Annotated in this window: 21 protein-coding genes and 1 tRNA gene; 11 read left to right on the plus strand and 11 right to left on the minus strand. The window is 44.8% G+C overall.

Annotated features, from left to right (window positions below):
* Window positions 1-60: 60 nt before the first annotated feature.
* Window positions 61-726: an ABC transporter substrate-binding protein gene (locus QUA88_RS06895; RefSeq protein WP_333270955.1), complete on the minus strand. Its 666-nt coding sequence runs from the start codon at window positions 724-726 to the stop codon at window positions 61-63.
* A gap of 90 nt (window positions 727-816) precedes the next feature.
* The gene (locus QUA88_RS06900; RefSeq protein ID WP_333270959.1) at window positions 817-3,504 is read right to left on the minus strand and encodes a phospholipid carrier-dependent glycosyltransferase; all 2,688 of its coding nucleotides are present in this window, start codon (window positions 3,502-3,504) and stop codon (window positions 817-819) included.
* 132 nt (window positions 3,505-3,636) lie between these two features.
* Here QUA88_RS06900 and QUA88_RS06905 point away from each other — a divergent pair.
* Window positions 3,637-3,709 (plus strand) — tRNA-Phe (locus tag QUA88_RS06905).
* Window positions 3,710-3,819: 110 nt separating this feature from the next.
* On the opposite strand, the gene QUA88_RS06910 is transcribed toward QUA88_RS06905, so the two are convergent.
* The 3 genes from QUA88_RS06910 to QUA88_RS06920 all read right to left on the minus strand — a co-directional run bounded on the left by QUA88_RS06910 (window position 3,820) and on the right by QUA88_RS06920 (window position 4,867).
* Window positions 3,820-4,086, minus strand: a complete 267-nt coding sequence (locus tag QUA88_RS06910; protein ID WP_333054717.1) for a hypothetical protein — start codon at window positions 4,084-4,086, stop codon at window positions 3,820-3,822.
* A gap of 111 nt (window positions 4,087-4,197) precedes the next feature.
* On the minus strand, window positions 4,198-4,353 hold the full coding sequence (locus QUA88_RS06915) for a GYF domain-containing protein (RefSeq protein ID WP_333054718.1): 156 nt from the start codon (window positions 4,351-4,353) through the stop codon (window positions 4,198-4,200).
* Between the two features lie 313 nt (window positions 4,354-4,666).
* Complete coding sequence (locus QUA88_RS06920; RefSeq protein ID WP_333270963.1) at window positions 4,667-4,867, minus strand: hypothetical protein; 201 nt, start codon at window positions 4,865-4,867, stop codon at window positions 4,667-4,669.
* 113 nt (window positions 4,868-4,980) lie between these two features.
* On the opposite strand from QUA88_RS06920, the gene QUA88_RS06925 reads away from it, so the two are divergent.
* The 7 genes from QUA88_RS06925 (at window position 4,981) to QUA88_RS06955 (ending at window position 7,857) form a co-directional block, all read left to right on the plus strand.
* Complete coding sequence (locus tag QUA88_RS06925) at window positions 4,981-5,199, plus strand: type II toxin-antitoxin system HicB family antitoxin (RefSeq protein ID WP_333208226.1); 219 nt, start codon at window positions 4,981-4,983, stop codon at window positions 5,197-5,199.
* 20 nt (window positions 5,200-5,219) lie between these two features.
* Window positions 5,220-5,387, plus strand: coding sequence for a hypothetical protein (locus QUA88_RS06930; protein ID WP_333260388.1), 168 nt, complete (start codon window positions 5,220-5,222; stop codon window positions 5,385-5,387).
* A gap of 82 nt (window positions 5,388-5,469) precedes the next feature.
* Complete coding sequence (locus QUA88_RS06935; protein ID WP_333054723.1) at window positions 5,470-5,802, plus strand: DUF433 domain-containing protein; 333 nt, start codon at window positions 5,470-5,472, stop codon at window positions 5,800-5,802.
* Window positions 5,777-6,109, plus strand: a complete 333-nt coding sequence (locus tag QUA88_RS06940; protein WP_333103358.1) for a DUF5615 family PIN-like protein — start codon at window positions 5,777-5,779, stop codon at window positions 6,107-6,109. Before QUA88_RS06935 ends, QUA88_RS06940 begins: the two co-directional genes overlap by 26 nt.
* Before the next feature lie 297 nt (window positions 6,110-6,406).
* On the plus strand, window positions 6,407-6,661 hold the full coding sequence (locus tag QUA88_RS06945; protein WP_333270967.1) for a type II toxin-antitoxin system ParD family antitoxin: 255 nt from the start codon (window positions 6,407-6,409) through the stop codon (window positions 6,659-6,661).
* Window positions 6,651-7,028 carry a type II toxin-antitoxin system VapC family toxin gene (locus tag QUA88_RS06950; protein WP_333270970.1) on the plus strand — a complete coding sequence of 126 codons (378 nt, stop codon included), beginning with the start codon at window positions 6,651-6,653 and terminating at the stop codon, window positions 7,026-7,028. The genes QUA88_RS06945 and QUA88_RS06950 overlap by 11 nt, the downstream gene beginning before the upstream one ends.
* A gap of 553 nt (window positions 7,029-7,581) precedes the next feature.
* Window positions 7,582-7,857 carry an endonuclease domain-containing protein gene (locus QUA88_RS06955; RefSeq protein WP_333208229.1) on the plus strand — a complete coding sequence of 92 codons (276 nt, stop codon included), beginning with the start codon at window positions 7,582-7,584 and terminating at the stop codon, window positions 7,855-7,857.
* Between the two features lie 147 nt (window positions 7,858-8,004).
* Here the strand turns inward: QUA88_RS06955 and QUA88_RS06960 are convergent, their stop codons facing one another.
* Entirely contained in the window at window positions 8,005-8,142 is a 138-nt protein-coding gene (locus QUA88_RS06960; RefSeq protein ID WP_333103360.1) for a hypothetical protein, read from the minus strand.
* Between the two features lie 73 nt (window positions 8,143-8,215).
* On the opposite strand from QUA88_RS06960, the gene QUA88_RS06965 reads away from it, so the two are divergent.
* Genes QUA88_RS06965 through QUA88_RS06975 form a run of 3 tightly spaced genes read left to right on the plus strand, consistent with a single transcriptional unit; the run spans window position 8,216 to window position 9,025 of the window.
* Window positions 8,216-8,464 (plus strand): DUF4160 domain-containing protein, encoded by a 249-nt coding sequence (locus QUA88_RS06965; RefSeq protein WP_106332426.1) that lies wholly within the window; start codon window positions 8,216-8,218, stop codon window positions 8,462-8,464.
* Window positions 8,465-8,477: 13 nt separating this feature from the next.
* Entirely contained in the window at window positions 8,478-8,774 is a 297-nt protein-coding gene (locus QUA88_RS06970) for a DUF2442 domain-containing protein (protein WP_333103361.1), read from the plus strand.
* Window positions 8,775-8,812: 38 nt separating this feature from the next.
* Window positions 8,813-9,025 (plus strand): endonuclease domain-containing protein, encoded by a 213-nt coding sequence (locus QUA88_RS06975; RefSeq protein WP_333271073.1) that lies wholly within the window; start codon window positions 8,813-8,815, stop codon window positions 9,023-9,025.
* Window positions 9,026-9,176: 151 nt separating this feature from the next.
* Here the strand turns inward: QUA88_RS06975 and QUA88_RS06980 are convergent, their stop codons facing one another.
* From QUA88_RS06980 to QUA88_RS07000, 5 genes are all read right to left on the minus strand, one after another.
* Window positions 9,177-9,554, minus strand: coding sequence for a hypothetical protein (locus QUA88_RS06980; protein WP_333270974.1), 378 nt, complete (start codon window positions 9,552-9,554; stop codon window positions 9,177-9,179).
* Window positions 9,555-9,558: 4 nt separating this feature from the next.
* Window positions 9,559-9,984 (minus strand): hypothetical protein, encoded by a 426-nt coding sequence (locus QUA88_RS06985; RefSeq protein WP_333270977.1) that lies wholly within the window; start codon window positions 9,982-9,984, stop codon window positions 9,559-9,561.
* 239 nt (window positions 9,985-10,223) lie between these two features.
* Window positions 10,224-11,402, minus strand: coding sequence for a DALR anticodon-binding domain-containing protein (locus tag QUA88_RS06990; protein ID WP_333270980.1), 1,179 nt, complete (start codon window positions 11,400-11,402; stop codon window positions 10,224-10,226).
* 304 nt (window positions 11,403-11,706) lie between these two features.
* Window positions 11,707-12,237, minus strand: a complete 531-nt coding sequence (locus QUA88_RS06995) for a hypothetical protein (RefSeq protein ID WP_333270983.1) — start codon at window positions 12,235-12,237, stop codon at window positions 11,707-11,709.
* Between the two features lie 10 nt (window positions 12,238-12,247).
* Window positions 12,248-17,959 (minus strand): S8 family serine peptidase, encoded by a 5,712-nt coding sequence (locus QUA88_RS07000; protein WP_333270986.1) that lies wholly within the window; start codon window positions 17,957-17,959, stop codon window positions 12,248-12,250.
* Between the last annotated feature and the right edge of the window lie 3 nt (window positions 17,960-17,962).

The raw sequence follows: 17,962 nt of genomic DNA on the forward strand, positions 1-17,962 counted from the left end.
ATCGCTTTAAATTCAGTTCCAATTCTAGTTGTTAACATTTCTTTACTTACCTTTGTTTTTTTATACCGACCTACTTACTAAAGATTCCCATTTTAACCAAGGGGAATGTTTCCCGACAATTCCAAACAGCGAATTGCCTCCCGCCATTGCGACTAATTCGGGCATCCAGTTACCCGCAGCCATCAAAGGTTCAATCCACTCGATGCAAGCTACTTTGGGTTTAACGGTTAATGTTTTGGTTTTTAAGATAATAGCATCGATGCGGGATTGCAAAAGGTCGATCGCACTTTTGCCATTTACGCCCAAAGCATCAGCAACTCGCTGAATATCCGTCCAGATTTCCGCTAGCAGATTCGGCTGCAAAGAAATAATTTCCGGCTTGCTATTTACCAGAGTGCTTACCGCTTGTTCAACATCCGCTAGAGAACAAGCACAGACTTCACATTGAGCTTGAGTAATAATGTGAGTCGGCTGCAATTTTTCCACAGTATCTATTTCTACTTTATACACACTCAGCGCATTTTGCAACAATTCTGTCACGCGGTTGTGAATTTCGCTGCTAGTTCCTTCGGGATTGAATTTAGGCTGAGTGCACACAGGTAAATTCTGGATTTCTGGGGGATAGTCGCATTCGTGGGAACGGCCCACAATTGCATCGGTTAATCCTAAAAGTGCTACAATTTCGGTGGCACTGGGAATTAGAGAGACAATTCTTGGTTGGTTCATTGGTTTTCTGTTTTTTACCGATTCGGAAGCACAGGCGAAGCACAGGCGGGACGCCCGTGCCACAATAAAAGGGATTGTTAAATGGGATTGTTAAATTTTTAGTTTTTTTAAGTATTGCAAATCTTGCCATGCTTGAATGAGATTACCTTGCATTAGTTGCGCTACACCGTTTAAAACTCTAATTTCCGGTAGGTTGGAGTTGAGAGCGAGAGCAGGTTTTAAGGCTGTTTGAGCGGCTTTGGGATGCCAGCCGTACAGGTGTACGAAAGCGAGATAGGCGTAAGCGTAAGGGTTTTTTGAGTCGAGTTGAGTGACTTTTTCTAAGGCGGCGATCGCACTTTGGACATTCTGCTGCAATACTCGCGAAAATGCCAAAGCATAAGCCAATTCTAGATTATTGGGTTCCTGTTTCAACCGATATTCTAACGCTTGTTCCGCTTGCACGGTATAATCTTGAATTGGATCGTATTGATTGATGCGCCCAATCTGCTCGAACACGGGTTCTAAACCAGGCAATCCTTTGGGTAAATTAACCGCCATCGCCCGCAATTGAGTCACCAAATCTAACTCAGGCTTATCTGTATTATCCTCATTATTCTCGTTCCCAGGCTCTGCCTGAGAACGCATATCCAGAGGCTCTGCCTCGATTTTAACACTAACTGCCGGCACATTAATCGGATAAGTTTCGCCGGTTTTCCGATTTAGATAAGTAGCTTGCAGATTGTAAGTGCCCGGTGCAATATTAGCAGGAGGAAGCATCGCCGTGCGATCGACAACTCGAAACCCCACAGCAAATTTATCCGCTTCCAGCATCCCCGGATGCAAAGTCGCTTGACCGATCGCGCGATCGTGTAAAATCCTGAAAGTCTGTCCCGGTGGAATATCGCCAGACTGCTGATTTTCCCACGTTACCAACACTAAACCAGACTGCAACTGCTGCCAAGGCCCAGACCAAGTATATGTTACCGATAGCGCGACTCCCGGAACTGCTTTTGCAGCGACAGTAACTCGATCTAATTGTACTTGCGATCGCCCTTCATTCAACGGCTGTATTTCGACAGGCTGCACTCGCTTCCGATAAAGATTTAAATTAGTATAATCTGGCAAAATCCAAGTTTTATCTAACTCAAATTTATCACCTTTTTCAATTGCCGTCACCGCTGCATTTTGAGCTTTTTTAATCCGTTCACGAATCGAACCTTGCGGGCCTGTTTTGGTTACAAACCAAGAGAGCGATCGCACATCTTGCGGCACGTCTTTTAAATTCGTTCCCACCTGCCGCCCGTAAACCTGAAAATTCGCCAAAGCACCGTAAAAATTCAAATTATGCTGATTAATTTCCGGCGTCGAAGGCAACACGCCTAAAGTAGATTGCAAATAAGGTTCCCGATCGATTATTTCGGCAATTACCTCTCGGTGCGGCCACTCTTTCCCCAAGTAAGGATAGTTAGAATTGCCGGGACTGATAATTTGAACTAAGCTATGTCCAAAAGCCCCTCCCAGCGGCCACATATGCAACAGCATTGCCAGAATTGCCAAGCCAATTGTACCCCAGCGAATTTGTCGTCCCCACCGCGAAGGCCACAGCGTTAAACAGTAGGCTAAGAAAATAGATAAAACTGGCAAATAAGGTATACCATATCGGTCGTCTTTGTTGATATTTAGAGAATTAATTAAATAAGCTCCTACCCAGAAAACAGCCAGCCACCGACAGGAGTTGAGATAAAAGATAGACGAACTATCTTGCCGACGACGCCAATAAAGTATCAATCCTACTAAGGGAATAAGTAACAGAGGCCAAGAAATCTGTTCGGGTAAGCGTTGACCGTAGTAAATCCAAGCGTCGATCGTATTGAGGGCCGGATCTCCTTCGGCGATCGCCGAATCCACCGTTGCCCGTTTTCCCCCGGTCAAAATTAACAGCCAATTGGTTTTCGCCCAGGGCCCAAACACCGCCGCAGACAGCAACAAACTACCTGCTAATTGAGCTAATCTTCCCCAAGCTTTTTGGCGCACAGCACCAACAGCCAGCCACACAATCGGCGTAAACAGAAATAATACTGTAGTGTGTTTAACTAATATTGATAAACCGAGAGAAATTCCAAAGGCGATCGCCCAAAAGAAAGATGACGGGGAGAGGGGGAGATTGGGGGAGGGGGAGAATTTATACTTTTTCTTTGTTGGTTCTTCCAACTGAGTTCTATCCGTTACATCCGTTACATCCGTTATAAAATCCGTTGCCGAACTTCCTTCTTCCTTCTTTCCTTCAGAAGCCTTCCACATTGTCAGACAATAGAAAGCCAAAGTAATCGCCGCAGTGAGGGGATAGTCGAGTAAAAATTGCAAGCGCAGCCCATAAAGTCCGGGTAACAAAACGCAAATTGCAGCGGCCCACAAACCGACTTGCCGGTTAAATAATTGGACGCCCAGATTGTAGACTGAGGCGAGGAGAATTGCACTAAATAAGAGATGAACGAGGGTTGCCCGATCGCCCCCAGTACCGAAAACCTGAAGAAACGGAACGGTTAAGATGTATGCCAAGGGCGGAATTTTGGTCGAAAGCAGCCAGAAGTTTGTCCACCACTCCCCGGAAAGCCACTGAGGATGCTGCAACGCCTGCAAGTATTTCAGGGTGCTAGTCAGGTAGTCTGCTTGATCCCACGCCGGGACAGATCGATCGAAGGCAAACCAGAGGCGATCGCTAATTGCCCCCAGCAGCCAAATTATGCCTAAGACAAGCAGACTCTTGCCCTCGCTGTCCCGATGTTGCTGTGCCATTGCGGTTCTTGGATTTTAGGTTGCAGCTTTTAGCTTACAGGCGGGCGGTTCCGGGCGATCGAAAATTAATTTGAAAAAGTGCTTGCTAAATTCTGTATGTGTCTGCTAAGATAGTAAAGCGCGAAAAAACAAGCCGGGATAGCTCAGTTGGTAGAGCAGTGGACTGAAAATCCACGTGTCACGAGTTCAAGTCTCGTTCCTGGCATCGCAAAGCCCTCACAAAGTTGAGGGCTTTTTTTTATAAACTTGAACCCACAAAATAATCACCAATGGCATTCAAGTCTCGGCTTGCAGTTCGAGAGACAAAGCATCGGCTCATCCCTGAACCTCTCGCGCCTTGCGAAACTTTTCCTGCAATTGCTCGATGGCAGTCTCTAAGGGGATTCCCTCACCCCGCGATAGTTCCGCCTCCGCTTCCTCCACGCCTGAGCGCACCTCCTCCACCCACTCCCAATAATGCTGGCGTGTTTGAGTCAAAGTCTGGAGGGCTTTTGTAATCACCTCTTCCGGCGAGCTAAACTGCCCCAATGCTAATTGCGCTTCGATCAATTTCACCTGCTCAGGACTCAAAGTAATATTCATAAAAATCTCCGGGAGTCTCGCTGACACAAATCCCTTTTCTAAGAATAGCGCTACTTTCTGGGCAGTGCGATCGTCTTGGGCGCCGATCGACGTGCGGTGACGTGTACTGTCTTATTTTTGAGTGAGGTACGACGCTAATTCTGGAATTTCACCGCCGCGCTGCCACTCGGCTTCCCCGCGCCGCACTTTGGTTCTGGCTGTGATTTCCTCAATCTCCCATAATTGCAATCTGGTATAGGGCCCTTTGGCTTCACCGCTGCGAAACACGTACCATTGAGGAACTTCAGGAGTTGGCTGGGTCGATCGTCTTAGGATCGCGAATTAAATAATTTACACTCTTGAAAGTGGGTTGGGCGTCCCGCCCGCCCTTTCTGGACGGGCGGGACGCCCATCCCACAAGAACCATCACGCATTGTAAGTTATTTAATTCTCATTCCTTACTGACAAGCGAATTTCAAAGGTGGCATCCGTCACGTGATTTATCCGTGGAATCAATCCAAAATCTAAAATCGAAAATCCTCAAGAAAGAGCATTTATCTCGCGCAAGTCAATCTAAAATCTAAAATCTAAAATCTAAAATCTAAAATCTAAAATCGATTGGCTTCATCCGATTCATTCCAGTTGTCGCTTTGAGCTGGTTGAGCTCTTGTTCTACCGGATTCGGAGGGGGTGAGTTAGAATTGGGCGATCGCTTTTTCTTAGCCTCCGGCTTACCTCTAGCAATTTCTACTTCGCGCGGCCACCCCCAGAAATGCCACACCGCCACCCACACTAGCGCCACGGCAGATCCTAAAATCTCTTCTTGTGTTGAGGATACACCATTGTATTTGGAGAAATTGTTAAAAAAAGCAATTCAAGAGTTAGAAACAATTCTTCAGCAGAGGAATCAGAGGAATGAATTACCGCTATAGTTTATTAATTCAATCGTCACAAGAGGATGGACTGTATTTGGTAAGACTGCCAGAGTTTGCAACAATTGCAATGCAGCCCTGTACTTATGGGAAAACTTATGAAGAAGCGATCGCCAATGCTAAAGAAGCGAGCTCCAGCTACCTTGAGTATTGCCAAGAAGAAGATTTAGTGCCTCCGAGTCCGGCAATCGTGGCAGCTTAAATAAAAGTCGAGCGACCTTTTTGACTCAGAACAAAAGAGATATCGACTTTTCCATATCAAAAAGAGCGATCGCACTTGTTGACGAATTCCAAAAGGGCGATCGCCCTTGGTTGAGAAAAAGCAAGAAAGGGCGATCGCACTTTTTGACTTATTCCAAAAGGGCGATCGCACTTTTTGACTTATTCTAAAAGGGCGATCGGCTTAGTTGTCAAGTAGGCACGGTTTGGGATAAACTAATATAAATGCTAACTTGAATTTTGAGGAAATTCTATGACAGCAGTGATTGCGGAACATATTGAAATTACTCCGGGTGTTTGTGGCGGTAAACCGCGCATTGCCGGACATCGGATTAGGGTTCAAGATGTTGTAATTTGGCACGAAAAGATGGGAATGTCTCCTGATGAAATTGTGTCGCGGTATCCCACAATTACTTTAGCAGATGTATACGCAGCCTTGACTTATTACCACGACCATCTTGAGGAAATTCGACAACAAATTCGAGATAGCGATGCTTTTGTGCGGGAATTGCAAGCAAAAACTCCTTCCAAGGTACAGCAGAAATTGAGAGGGCAGAATCTTGGAAAAGATCCGATTTCATTGTGATGAACAAGTCGAACGGGCGATCGCAGAAGCTTTAAGAAGGCGCGGTATTGATGTCACGACTACACCGGAAGCACGACTTTTAGGTGCTGCGGATGAAGAACAGTTAGCTTTTGCGATTGCTCAAGAACGAGCAATCTTTACCCAAGATGATGATTTTTTAGCAATTCATCAACGCGGTTTAGAGCATTGCGGTATTGTTTACTGTCACCAAAACAGCCGTTCACTGGGTGAAATTGTGCGCGGTTTGATTCTGATTTGGGAGGTACTTGAACCGTCGGATATGCAGAACCATATAGAGTTTATTTGAAAAGAACGATCGCCCTTTTTGACTTATTCCAAAGGGGCGATCGCACTTTGTGACTAATTCCAAAAGGGCGATCGCTCTTTGCTGAGAAAAAGGGGTAAAGGGCGATCGCACTTTGTGACTAATTCCAAAAGGGCGATCGCTCTTTTTTGAGAAAGAGGAACTAAGGGCGATCGCTAATCTGCGCTTACAAGCAAGGATCTCGCAAAATCTTCCCCTCGCAAAAAAAATCAATAACAAAATTTGATAATTTTTGTTATTATGGGGGTAATAGTTGACTCAAATAGGTGACTCAACATCATGAATATATCCTTAACTCCTGAACTAGAGCAGTTTGTTCAATCAACAGTCAAAAACGGTAGGTACTCATCTGCTTCTGAAGTGATTCTGGCTGGGTTACAATTGCTAAAAGAACGAGAAGTTTTAGTTGTTTTGAATCCGGTTTCGTCCGATGAGAAGCAGAAACACAGCTATGATTTCTCTGATTTGGTGGGGCGATTAACTTGGCAGGGAGATGCAGTAACAATGCAGAGGAATCTACGCGATGAGTGGTAATCGCTATGTGTTGGATACGAATGCGATCGTTGCTTTGCTTCAAGGAAATATTCAACTAATTGAATTACTTAAAGATGCGGATTGGATCGGAGTTTCAGTTATTAGCAAAATTGAGTTTCTGGTATTTCCTGGGCTGACTCAAGACGATCGTCAGATTTTTGAGCAGTTTCTGCAACGAGTGGAGGTTCTTGGTTTAGTAGCGATGGATGCTGTTTTGATTGAAAAAATCATTGAAATTCGCCAGCAACATCGCTTGAAACTACCAGATGCGGTTATTGCAGCAATGGCAATCCAAAATTCAGCAAGTTTGGTGACGGCCGATCGAGAGTTTGGAAAGGTAACAAGTTTAACGGTAATTAATTGGTAGCGATCGCCCTTGGTTGAGAAAAAGGGGTAAAGGGCGATCGCACTTTGTGACAAATTCCAAAAGGGCGATCGCCCTTTTTGTCAAGTACACATAATTTGAGATCAACTAATTCTAAAAATATTCCCTAAATATCGCCCCTTCCCCGACAATTTGAATGAACATCATGTCCCCCCCTTAAGAAGGGGGGCTAGGGGGGATCAATCCAAGACTAAACGACCCAACCATGAATTTCAATGCACATCTTGTCCCCCCCTTCTTAAGGGGGGTTAGGGGGGATCAATCCGAGACTAAACGACTCAACCATCCACCTCAACCAACATCCAGTCCCCCCCTTCTTAAGGGGGAGTAGGGGGCAAGTTAAGGGGGGATCAGTCCGAGACTAAGCAACTCAACCGAGAATTTCAACTAACATCTTGTCCCCCCCTTATTAAGGCGGGCTAGGGGGGATTATGCCAAAACTAAACGACTCAAACTTCCACCTACCATACAACCCAAAACTCATCCCCATCGCCAAACAACTGCGGAAAAATCCAACTCCATCATAAAAAAAACTGTGGCAAAATTTTCTCAGAAATTCCCTTTTCGAGTTTTGAGACAGCGCCCCATCGACAATTTTATTGTAGATTTTTATTGTGCGGCTTTACTGTTAGTAATTGAGATTGATGGGGAGAGTCATTTTACGGAACAAGGGAAACTATATGATGCAGAAAGAACCGGGATTTTACAGGGGTATGGATTGAAGGTTGTTAGGTTTACGAATGTTGAGGTGTTGCAGAGTTTTGAGGGGGTTTGTGGGGAGTTGTTGGGTTTGATTGAGGGTGATTTTTGAGGCTAGATCACCCTGGCGCCCCCCTTAAGAAGGGGAGTAGGGGGTGGGACATGAGGGGAGGGGAGTTGAATGGGTGGCTGGGTGCGATCGAGGCGATCGGATAAAATATTAGGCAACATAATTTAATTGTACTATGGAAAAGTTGACTCAATATCGATCGCGCGATGCGTAAAAAGAGCGATCGACCTTTCTATACCAAAAGAGCGATCGACCTTTCCATATCAAAAAGAGCAATCGACCTTTCCCTGCCAAAAAGGGATCTCGCTCTAGTTGTCGAGTAGACATGATTTGGGATAAACTAATATTGTCTCCTTGGCTCGGCTATAATAGTCCTCGTATCATTCTTTAAAGAACCTTTATGCCAGAAGTTGCACGATTTTACGGAATAATCATCAAAATTTTCTTTGGGGATCACCCACCTCCTCATTTTCACGCAGTTTACGGTGAGTACAACGCTTTGATCGGTATTGAGTCTTTAGAAATTATAGAAGGAGATTTACCGAATCGGGCCCAAAAGCTGGTAATAGAATGGGCTACGTTGTACCAGAAAGAACTGCTGGATATGTGGAATAGCCAAGAATTTAGTAAACTTCCACCATTAAAATAACTCCGATCTGTTTATGAAACCTGAACGCATTGTTTCTGCTAAAGCTATTGACGACCGCACATTGATGGTTAAGTTTACCAATCTAGAATTTAAAAAATACGACATCTCTAAGTTATTAGATAATCCGATGTTTACGACCTTAAGTAATCCTGGGTTTTTCCGAAATTTTACAGTTGAGCCTGGTGGTTATGCACTGGTTTGGAATGATGAGATAGATATCAGTGAATATGAAATTTGGCAGAAGGGAATTAGTTGCACAGAGGAGGAAATTGAGCGATATATTGAATCTATTCATCATGTTGCTCGCTGAGAAATAAGACCCGATTCTTCTGAGCGATCGACAATTTTATTGTAGATTTTTATTGTGCGGCTTTACTGTTAGTGATTGAGATTGATGGCGAGAGTCATTTTACGGAACAAGGGAAACTATATGATGCAGAAAGAACTGGGATTTTAGAGGGGTATGGATTGAAGGTTGTCAGGTTTACGAATGTTGAGGTGTTGCAGAGTTTTGAGGGGGTTTGTGGGGAGTTGTTGGGTTGGATTGAGGGTGATTTGTGAGGCCAGATCCCCCCTAACCCCCCTTAAGAAGGGGGGGACATGAAGGAGGATAGATTGTTCGCTAATTCCAAGCATCGCACTTTTTGACTTATTCCAAAAGGGCGATTCCCTACGGGATAGCTCCGCTTCACGACCTTGTAGTTTATCAAGGCTAAGCAGCCATCGGGCAAAGGCTCAGAGTTGAACAATCAACTTTAATTCTCGGTCGCAGTTCAACTTGAACTAAAGTTTTGAATTCTTCATTTTTGGGGGCAACTAAAAATTCTAATTTACCGTTAATATAATCATTAATTTCAATAAAGTTCACGAGTTCAAAACACATAATACCTACAGTGGCATCGGCTATTTTTAATTCAATTTGAACTGATTTTTGAATGATATTCATTCCAAATTTGAGGGTGACACCTAATGAATCTGTCACTTCATAACACCAATAGCCATCGGAGGGTTGGGAATCTTTTGGTTCTTCACAAAATAATTCTAGAAAAGCTAGTTCATCAAATCCATCATGTAAATTGATTTTTGCCATTTTCTTACCTAAGATATTGAGTTATTTTCCATAGATTATAGCACTGAGAAAGCGGCGAGTTCCATCGGGCAAGACTTCCCATGAACTTTGGACTTGGGCGAATTTTCCGGTTCTCCCCGGTAGAGCGTGAATCTCTAAGCTCTGTATCTATTGTAGCCTCTTCTCCTGTAGTGTGGTTTGTATAAATATTAATAAATCGCTCAACAATATTACTTTCTTCTTGGACTGCTTGTTCTAGATGAGTTTGAATAAATTGACGTGATTCAGAATCGTCATCAAATCCCAAGCGATTTAGTTGTTGTCTATTTTGTACCGCTCTTTTTGAGTTATGAGCGTCTGGCTTGATGTTGACATTGAATAAGTAATCGAGCTTGCGATCGTTAATGATGCAGGGTGTTTTTGCGTCGGTGGGTCGATCGGATTGTGTCAATGGCTGATTTTTAAAATATAGATTTTGGGAATTGTAAGATTATATCATTTTGGTAGTTTTTTCATCCTACAGCACGATCGCACTCACAGCCCCAAAAAGGCGATCGCACTTTTTGACTAATTCCAAAAGAGCGATCGCACTTGTTGACAAATTCCAAAAGGGCGATCGCCCGTCGCACTCAAAAACCAGCCGTCACTTATCTATCTGGAGGGAGGCGCTAGTTTTATGCAGAATGTCGCCTAATCTTCAGAAAACTTTACAAATCGGAGATTTGAGTCTGGAAAAGTTGACTCAGGAAGGGCGATCGTCAAAACGTTCTCTAACAACTCAAAAATTGTTTGCTTCGCAGCTAACAAAAGGGCGCAGTTTTGGGGGTTGAGAGTGAGGGAATCCAACCACGGCAGGCTGGTTTCGCTAATAGCTTCCAGGTGGCGGCAAAGCAGATGGGGGGCAATTTCGGTGGCGCTTTGTTCGAGGATTTTGGGAACGGCTTGCAGAAGGTTGGCTAGGGTGGCGGCATCGGGAGATTCCCAGACATAATCTGGTAATGACATGAGTTTAGCTGCGATTTCTGTAGGGGAAATTTCGTCGCCCCCATTGGTTTCTAACTGAATGATGCCTTGCTGCTGTGCTTTTTGCAGCAGGGTACAGCAACGAAGATATGCAGATTGAACGCGATGGAGGCTATCTTGCGGGGTGGGTTTTCCTGCTGTGCTGATGTTAATGGGAGCAACTTCTGTGAGGGGAACTCGGAGGCTGTACCAGCGCAGTGCATCCATACTCACGGCTTTGAGCAATTCTGCGGGGGCGATGTCGGGGATGGGATGGATTTGCTGGGTAGGTTTGTGGAAGGCGTAGAGTTTGATGGGTTGAACGATGATGAATTGAAATTGCTCTTTGGTGTAGCCTAAGCATTGCATGGCGGCGGTGAGTAGGATGTCGTAGCCGGTGTAAGTAGTGGGACGAATGAGGATGATTTTGTCATAGCCTTGTTGGAATATTTGATGGTAGCGGGCGATATCTTCTAGGAGTTGGGTGAATTCGCCGTCGCGGTGTTGGAGGACGCGATCGTAGTCATCGCCAAAGTCGGCGGTTTTGATAAACCAGTCTTTGGGTTCGTCTTTGAGGGCGGTTTGTTCGATGTTGGGGGGAAGGTCGGCGGCAAGTTGACGGGAAAGGGAGGCTTTGTAAATCTTTTGGCTGGTTTTAATTGAGTTAAAAAAGAGTTCAATATTAGGTAATATTTCTTGGTTATTTGCACTTTCTGTACTCACAAAATTGTAGCATTTTTCTAGGATGTTCTTAACAGTCGTTGTCAGGGAGCAACGAATATAAGCTGAGGAAGGAAGAGTTTCTAAAGGATATTCGGGAAGGCTCAACCAAATTTTAGCCGATTTTTGGGATAATGCCATCATCATTTCACACTTAAACTAGGGATGATATTTGTGGCAGCGGATTGGCGGGAGAGGGAGGCTTTGTAAATGCGATCGCTCTTTTGAATTGATTGAATAAATTCGTCAAGATTGGGTGCGAGCTTCTGATTTTGGTTAATGTGTAAGGTGACGAACAATCAGAGCGTTGCAGAAAATTTTTGACAGTGATTGTAACACTACAGCGAATGTCCACTAAATAGGAGGCTATCCCTAAAGGTGTGTTAACGTAGCTTAATCAAATTTTATTTATCTGCCTCAATAATCGCTGCATATTCTTATACTCCTTAAGCTAAACCATGTATTCCCAGCCTTTTTCATTCTCAATAAAGCTCTTAATATCAGATTTAAAACGCTTTAGAAAGCCGAGAAAATCATTAGATAATAATTTGATATGTTTTGTTTGCCCATCGAATGTCCCATGATAAACAGATCCGGCAGGCAAATACAATACCTCATTATGTTCATCAACACGTAGTGCAAAGCGACCACCACCACCATCCGATCCGAAAACTATTATTTTACAATTAATAGGTTCAGATATTCTAACTGGTTCACCGTTTTCAATTCCTCTTAGAATACCTTCAATTGTGTGGATGTAATAGCCCACATAAACATCTGGAAGATTGAGTCCATCACATTGCTCAAAGAAGGATATAAAGGAAGATGATGAAGCTAGTCCTGATATTGTCATCAGATGGGGTAATAGTGTGTTGTTCCCTGGAATTCGGATCATATTATCCCCTAAAGGATAATTGAAGGCTATTTCGTTCATTTTTTTCAACATTAAATTAACTTCATCTATCCATTTAATTACGTTCATTTAGTCTCCTTTATTGAAACCAGTGCTGGCTGTATTGTCGATCTATCTGTTTTGCAAAATTTTCAATTTGCAATCGAGTTGCACTCGGATTTGAACGTTGAAACTCTGCCCAATCATTTGTGATCTGTTGGTGAATGTTTTCGTCAGCGCGAGAGCCTTTAACTCCACGAATGTTTGAGGGAGCGTGATAATCAAAGTTTTGAAATTCTGGATGGTCTTTGTAGAACTGAGGTATGGCATGATGAGCATCCCAATCATCTGGGAGCCTGGGTTGACCTTTAGCAGCTCTGTCTGCATTATACCTGCCACGGTAATTATCAGGTGCTGGGACTCTTGAACTGACCACCTCGTCAACTTTCCCTTTAAGAAAAGCAAACGCTTTATCCACTTTCTGTGGAACTTCTCGCCTTAGTTGCCGAACATTGTCTGCTAGATCGGCAAAGAACCCTTCATTCGGCAATTTTCCAATTACATACTCATGCTGAAGGATACCCAGCTTGGGTAGTAGGTTGTCAAATGAGCGAATCCCATCATTGAGTTTCCGTAATAACCCTTCGATAGTATCCAAAATCTTGAGGTAGAAATTTTTAGACTTGGTAGCTAGTGAGTCCCAATCAGTTCGCTTCGCAAAATCAACAACAGCATCAACAATAGTAGGACCTAGCTTTCTCATTTCTGTCACGAAATCAGCATTGCGAGCTACTTTGGTGACACCTTTAATAGCCCCTCCTGCCACTGGAACCAGACCAACTAAGGAACCGACAACACCCACCCAGTTCCAAGCATCTTGCATCTCAGATGGGTTATCGATAAATTTCTTAGTGTAGGCAATCAAGTCACGAACATCACCAATTTCTCCAGCAATCGGAATCATACCAATTGCAGAATCAAGCAGAACTTGCCAGATTGAGGGATCATTATTAAATTCTCCCATCAAAGCACCGATGACAAAGTTGCTAGCACTACCTAAGCCATTAACAAAATCATCAAGTAAACGTTTGTAGAGATTGCCTTGATCTTTGATCGCCTTCTCTACACCTGTTCGAGTGGCAGCAATCTTAGCATCGACTCCATTAATTTGATTCCACAAGTGACCTGTCTTGTCTCCCAAAATGGCATTGACAATATCCGCCACCGTCTTCTGAGTGCGAGGTTCAATCCAATCAATAATCCCCTTCAGACCACTTCCAATTCCGCTAATTGTCGATTGGAAACCATCCGCAACACCATCCACCGCAGGCTTGACAATGTTGTTGTAAACATTGAAATTAAACTTAACACCATACTGATCGACATTGATGCCAAGATTTTTCGTCCAATCAGTAGCGCTCAGGACGTGACCTTTGAACTCTCCAATCAGATTATTAGCACCTCGAACGGCTTGATCGACCTTAGTTCGGAAAGTTTGAGCCGCATTCGCAATAATCTGATTAATCTCTGCTCCAGTGCGGTAGGCATTCTTGATCGTATCAAAGAATTGCTGGATTGCTGAATTCACTCCATTTTGAATCTCAATTAGCTTACCTCTGAGCCAACTACGAGCGCTATTAACCGCACTCGTGACAGCATCTCGTCCTTGGCGAATTAACCATTTAGCGTCATTTTTCCGATCTTTTACCCAGCCAATTCCGTAATCAGGAACTTGATTTACTGTGTTTTCTAAGCTATTCGCAAACGAATTAGCTTTATTGATAATCCCATCAGCCAGATTATCAACTTGACCCTTAATCGGATTAGCAATGCCATCAACCCAAACATTGGCATTATGACGAGCATCATCCAAAGCCTGATGAACCTTTTGCCGTTGCTCCGCATTCATCTGGTCGAGCAACTCTTGCATCTGTTGCTCATAGCTGCGCTTCTCGCGCTCAAGTTCGGCAATCTTGGCATTAGCCTTAGCCCGCTCTGGCACTGAAAAATTCGCCAATGCCGTATCATAAATGCGCTGAATACGCGAATCGCTGAACAGTGAGCCAGAAGCCCCACCGCCACCACCACTATTGCCATTACCACCAACTTTCCACCCTAAAGGTGGCCCTATTTCTGATTGAGAGAGCTTGTGTTTGAACTTAACAATCAGCTCGTAATCCGTCGTCACACCTTTAGGACTATTGACTCGCAGCATATAAGTACCAGGAATCAAATCAGCAATAATTTGCTCATCCGTAATTCCCTCCCGCATCGAATAGGCAATAGGTTCATTCCGCACATCGTAGAGAACCAAATCTGCATCAGCCAACAGCTTTTTCAGTTCAGCCGTAATCCGACCACCGCGAGACAAAGTAAAGCGATAGTAATCATCCGGCACCAAATGTCCAACTGTTTCACCCGTTAAAGATGTCTCAAACGGATCGACAGGCCCAAACTCAGGCATAGGCTTGGCAAGATACCAATCCAATCCTCCCTTACCTTGCTGACGAGCAATCTCCGCTTGACGAGCCAACTCAGCCAACCGCGCTTCTTCCAGACGGCGTTCTTCCTCTTGGCGACGGCGTTCCATTTGTTCACGCAAACGCCGTTGTTGGTCTTCAAGTTCCCGTTGCTGGGCTTCCGCTTCCCGTCGCCGTGCTTCCTCTTCTTGACGAACTCGCTCTTGATCCCGCGCAAAAGCCTCTTCCTGTTCCCGCCGAATACGAGCTTCTTCTTCCTGCCGCTGCCTTAATTCTGCTTCGCGCTGTAGCCGTTCTGCCTCTTGTTCTTGCTCATAGTTGGGATGCCAGACTGGAATCCAACCTTCATTGCCTTGGACAATCCAGTTAGGATCGGGAAAACCATTCTTATTGGAAATAAATCGCCAATAATCCGGGTCATTAGCTTTCGCAATAGCAGAACGATGGTCGTCCTTACTAGGATGTGTCATCCGTTGAAGAACGTAGTCGCTAATCGTATGACCTTGCCGCCAGTTTCCAATAACAATCTTTTCCCAATCGTAATACTCGCCATTCTTCGAGAACCGTTCCGCGTGCGCCCAGATTTCTGGCGACACCTTATCGGGGTCAACCGTCGGCATAATCGGAGCAATATACTCCGCACCCGGTTCCTCAAAAGAAGTTTCAGCCAGTTCTCGGAAGGCTTCAAGCTGCTCTGGCGTTAAATCATCAACCCTGAACCCTTGACCGCCAAACAACCCAAAATCTGGAGTTGCCCCCTTCAAATTCACCTCGTAACCCAAATCGGCCAAAGATGCAATAGTAACAGGGCTAATCGGCGCATTGCCAGCCTTGCCGCTGAAGTTCAAATCAGCCGTCATCACCTCATCTTGGAACAGCGCCTCATTCCAGTGGAAACCAGCCGAACCTTTACCCTCAGTTTCCAGAGAAATAGCATCAGTCAAACCGCCCAAATCTTTGAACGCATCAACCGCCTTTCCACCGTTATACTGAGCCAGTGGCGTACCCGCATAATTCACCAAACCCTTAGCTTCCCAAAGATTCCCAAAACCCAAAGCGTGTAAAAACTCGTGCTGCACAACGCTAAACAACTTTCCAGAACGCTCCAACTCGGCAATATCCGCTGCATCAAACTGCACTAAAGATTGAGCGGGCAACATACTTCCGTAGCGCATGAAATCAATTTTAGTTCGCGCTTGAGTGCCGCTGGCACCGTCAATATTGGCAGTGGAAATCTTGATATTGATATCGTCAATAATCTTGCCGTCAACCACTGCACTCGGCAACCCTTTGCCAATTAATCCAGCCACACTTTTTGCAGCGGCTTGCATAATCGCTTGTTGCGAAGCACTCAGCGGCGTTTCATATTCCAGATCGATATTAAACGGCTCAGTCGCGGTACTCTCAAAACCAGAGAGAACGTAAGTTGCAGGATCGGCATTGCGTTGGTCAATTTTGACAATCACCTCTGCTGGTGCATTGGCTGGCAACTGCAATTTATGACTGCCCTTGCTGAAGGATTGAGTCCCCAATAATTGTCCAGAAGTTGTCAGGTAGCTGACGGATAAGTCGCCTGAAAGGACGGAAAACTTAGCACCATTTAAGTAGCGACTGTCAACCCGATAAATATCCGACGGATCGACGCTGCTAACCTGATCGATGACATCTTCGGTAGCGGAAGGAATCAGTTGCGTTGCATTAGCAAGATTATTGCTGCCCCGATCGACATTTGTTTGAGGAATTCCAGGGACTTTCACCATAGGATGAGTCGGATCTCCTGGTAACTGCTTGGCGATCGGATGTTGAGAAATGAAGACATCGGTAATACTTCGCTGTCCGGGTTTAAGCGTGTAAAGTTCCGGTATAGTTACCTTTGCCAACTGCACCGCAGCCGCCACATTCAGCAAGCCAGACCCAGTTTGAGCGTCCCAATTAGGTCGATCGAGGTCTGTAGCAGTACGCTTGATAATGTCAATTGCCTGAGTGTAATTCAGCTTGGGATTTGCTGCTAAAATTTGGGCGATCGCATTCGTGACTTCAACAGCAGCAACCTCTGTGCTGGATGTATTGCCGCTGCTACCGTTAGCGAGAATATCGAGAGTATTGCCGCTACCGGAATAATCTGCCAATTTAAAGGCATTGGATAGTGCAACGGAATCGTTAAATCGTTGAGCCGCACCGACAGTAACTACGTTGTCAACTTCCTTAGATAATAGACCGAGAGCCGACATTGTGCCTGAGTTATCTCCAGCCGGAACAACAATAATAACATTGTTCTGATATGCGTAGGCGATCGCCGATCGTTCCGCCGCCGTTAGTTCGCTGCGGGGAATCACAGTTTCATCAGGCTGAGTTTGAGTCAGGTTGATGTTAATATTCACAACGGCATGGGGTTGCTTGGATACTTTAGCAGCATCCACAAATTTAATCAGAGATTCTACCCACAGACTCGAATTATCTTGAGTGCGAACTACTGGCTGCGCCTGGTTACTATTAACTCCATTAGCTGATGGGGAAGGATTGTTTGTGCTATTTGCGGGTTTTTCCTCTGCAACGATCGGACTCTTTTCCTCAGCAGGATTATTGACAGTCAAGCCAGTATCAGTGATAAAACCTACCAAAGGGCGATCGGCTTTAGGAAACTCAAACTGTACTGGTTGAACAGGTTCGACTGGTTTAGGTGCGACTTTCACAACCATATCTTCCAGCCGCGAAATCAACGCCGCTGTATTATCCGAAATAGGAGTCGCCCCAGTTTGCACTCTCAACTTCTCAGTCATCGTTTCCAAACGAGCAATCAAAGTGCGATCGATCGCATTTTCGGCAACAACATCAGCACCACCCAAATTACTCAAACGCTGTTTAATGCTATCCAATCGCGCAATCCAATCAGCATTGACATTATTATTGTTTTGTGCTACTTCCTGCTTAACCGGTTCAGTCACCGCCGCAGTCGAATTATTCTCAATTGGTTTTGCAACAGTTGGAGAAATTGGCAATAACTCTTTTGGTGCAGCATCATTAACACCAGCAGTCTCAGTCTGAGTAACTATCTCCTTGTTCCGCAAGTCTACAGCAGTATTCGTGCCTACAACTGGCATAGTTTCCGCTGCTGTCGGCGGCACAATCGCTGGAGTTTCTTTACTATCAACCGCCGCTGTTGGCTGACTTTCCTTCACCGACTCTACAGGATTTGCGGCTACAACAACTTGAGTAGTTTCAGTTTTCTCTACCTCAGTTACTAAAGCAGGTTTTGTCTCTACCTTTGTCAGAGTTTCCGCTGGCAAAACTTCGGGTTGAGTTTCTACCTTTGTCAGAGTTTCCGCTGGCAAAAC

It is taken from the genome of Microcoleus sp. D3_18_C2 (assembly GCF_036702395.1).
Taxonomy (GTDB): Bacteria; Cyanobacteriota; Cyanobacteriia; order Cyanobacteriales; family Microcoleaceae; genus Microcoleus.

What these genes read in the sequence shown, in the direction of transcription:
- QUA88_RS06900 (WP_333270959.1), bottom strand. Translation starts at nt 3,504, where the DNA reads ATGGCACAGCAACATCGGGACAGCGAGGGCAAGAGTCTGCTTGTCTTA.
- QUA88_RS06995 (WP_333270983.1), bottom strand. Translation starts at nt 12,237, where the DNA reads ATGAACGTAATTAAATGGATAGATGAAGTTAATTTAATGTTGAAAAAA.
- QUA88_RS06980 (WP_333270974.1), bottom strand. Translation starts at nt 9,554, where the DNA reads ATGGCAAAAATCAATTTACATGATGGATTTGATGAACTAGCTTTTCTA.
- QUA88_RS06990 (WP_333270980.1), bottom strand. Translation starts at nt 11,402, where the DNA reads ATGATGATGGCATTATCCCAAAAATCGGCTAAAATTTGGTTGAGCCTT.
- QUA88_RS06945 (WP_333270967.1), top strand. Translation starts at nt 6,407, where the DNA reads ATGAATATATCCTTAACTCCTGAACTAGAGCAGTTTGTTCAATCAACA.
- QUA88_RS06935 (WP_333054723.1), top strand. Translation starts at nt 5,470, where the DNA reads ATGACAGCAGTGATTGCGGAACATATTGAAATTACTCCGGGTGTTTGT.
- QUA88_RS06950 (WP_333270970.1), top strand. Translation starts at nt 6,651, where the DNA reads ATGAGTGGTAATCGCTATGTGTTGGATACGAATGCGATCGTTGCTTTG.
- QUA88_RS06910 (WP_333054717.1), bottom strand. Translation starts at nt 4,086, where the DNA reads ATGAATATTACTTTGAGTCCTGAGCAGGTGAAATTGATCGAAGCGCAA.
- QUA88_RS06925 (WP_333208226.1), top strand. Translation starts at nt 4,981, where the DNA reads ATGAATTACCGCTATAGTTTATTAATTCAATCGTCACAAGAGGATGGA.
- QUA88_RS06895 (WP_333270955.1), bottom strand. Translation starts at nt 726, where the DNA reads ATGAACCAACCAAGAATTGTCTCTCTAATTCCCAGTGCCACCGAAATT.
- QUA88_RS06960 (WP_333103360.1), bottom strand. Translation starts at nt 8,142, where the DNA reads ATGTCTACTCGACAACTAGAGCGAGATCCCTTTTTGGCAGGGAAAGGT.
- QUA88_RS06970 (WP_333103361.1), top strand. Translation starts at nt 8,478, where the DNA reads ATGAAACCTGAACGCATTGTTTCTGCTAAAGCTATTGACGACCGCACA.
- QUA88_RS06965 (WP_106332426.1), top strand. Translation starts at nt 8,216, where the DNA reads ATGCCAGAAGTTGCACGATTTTACGGAATAATCATCAAAATTTTCTTT.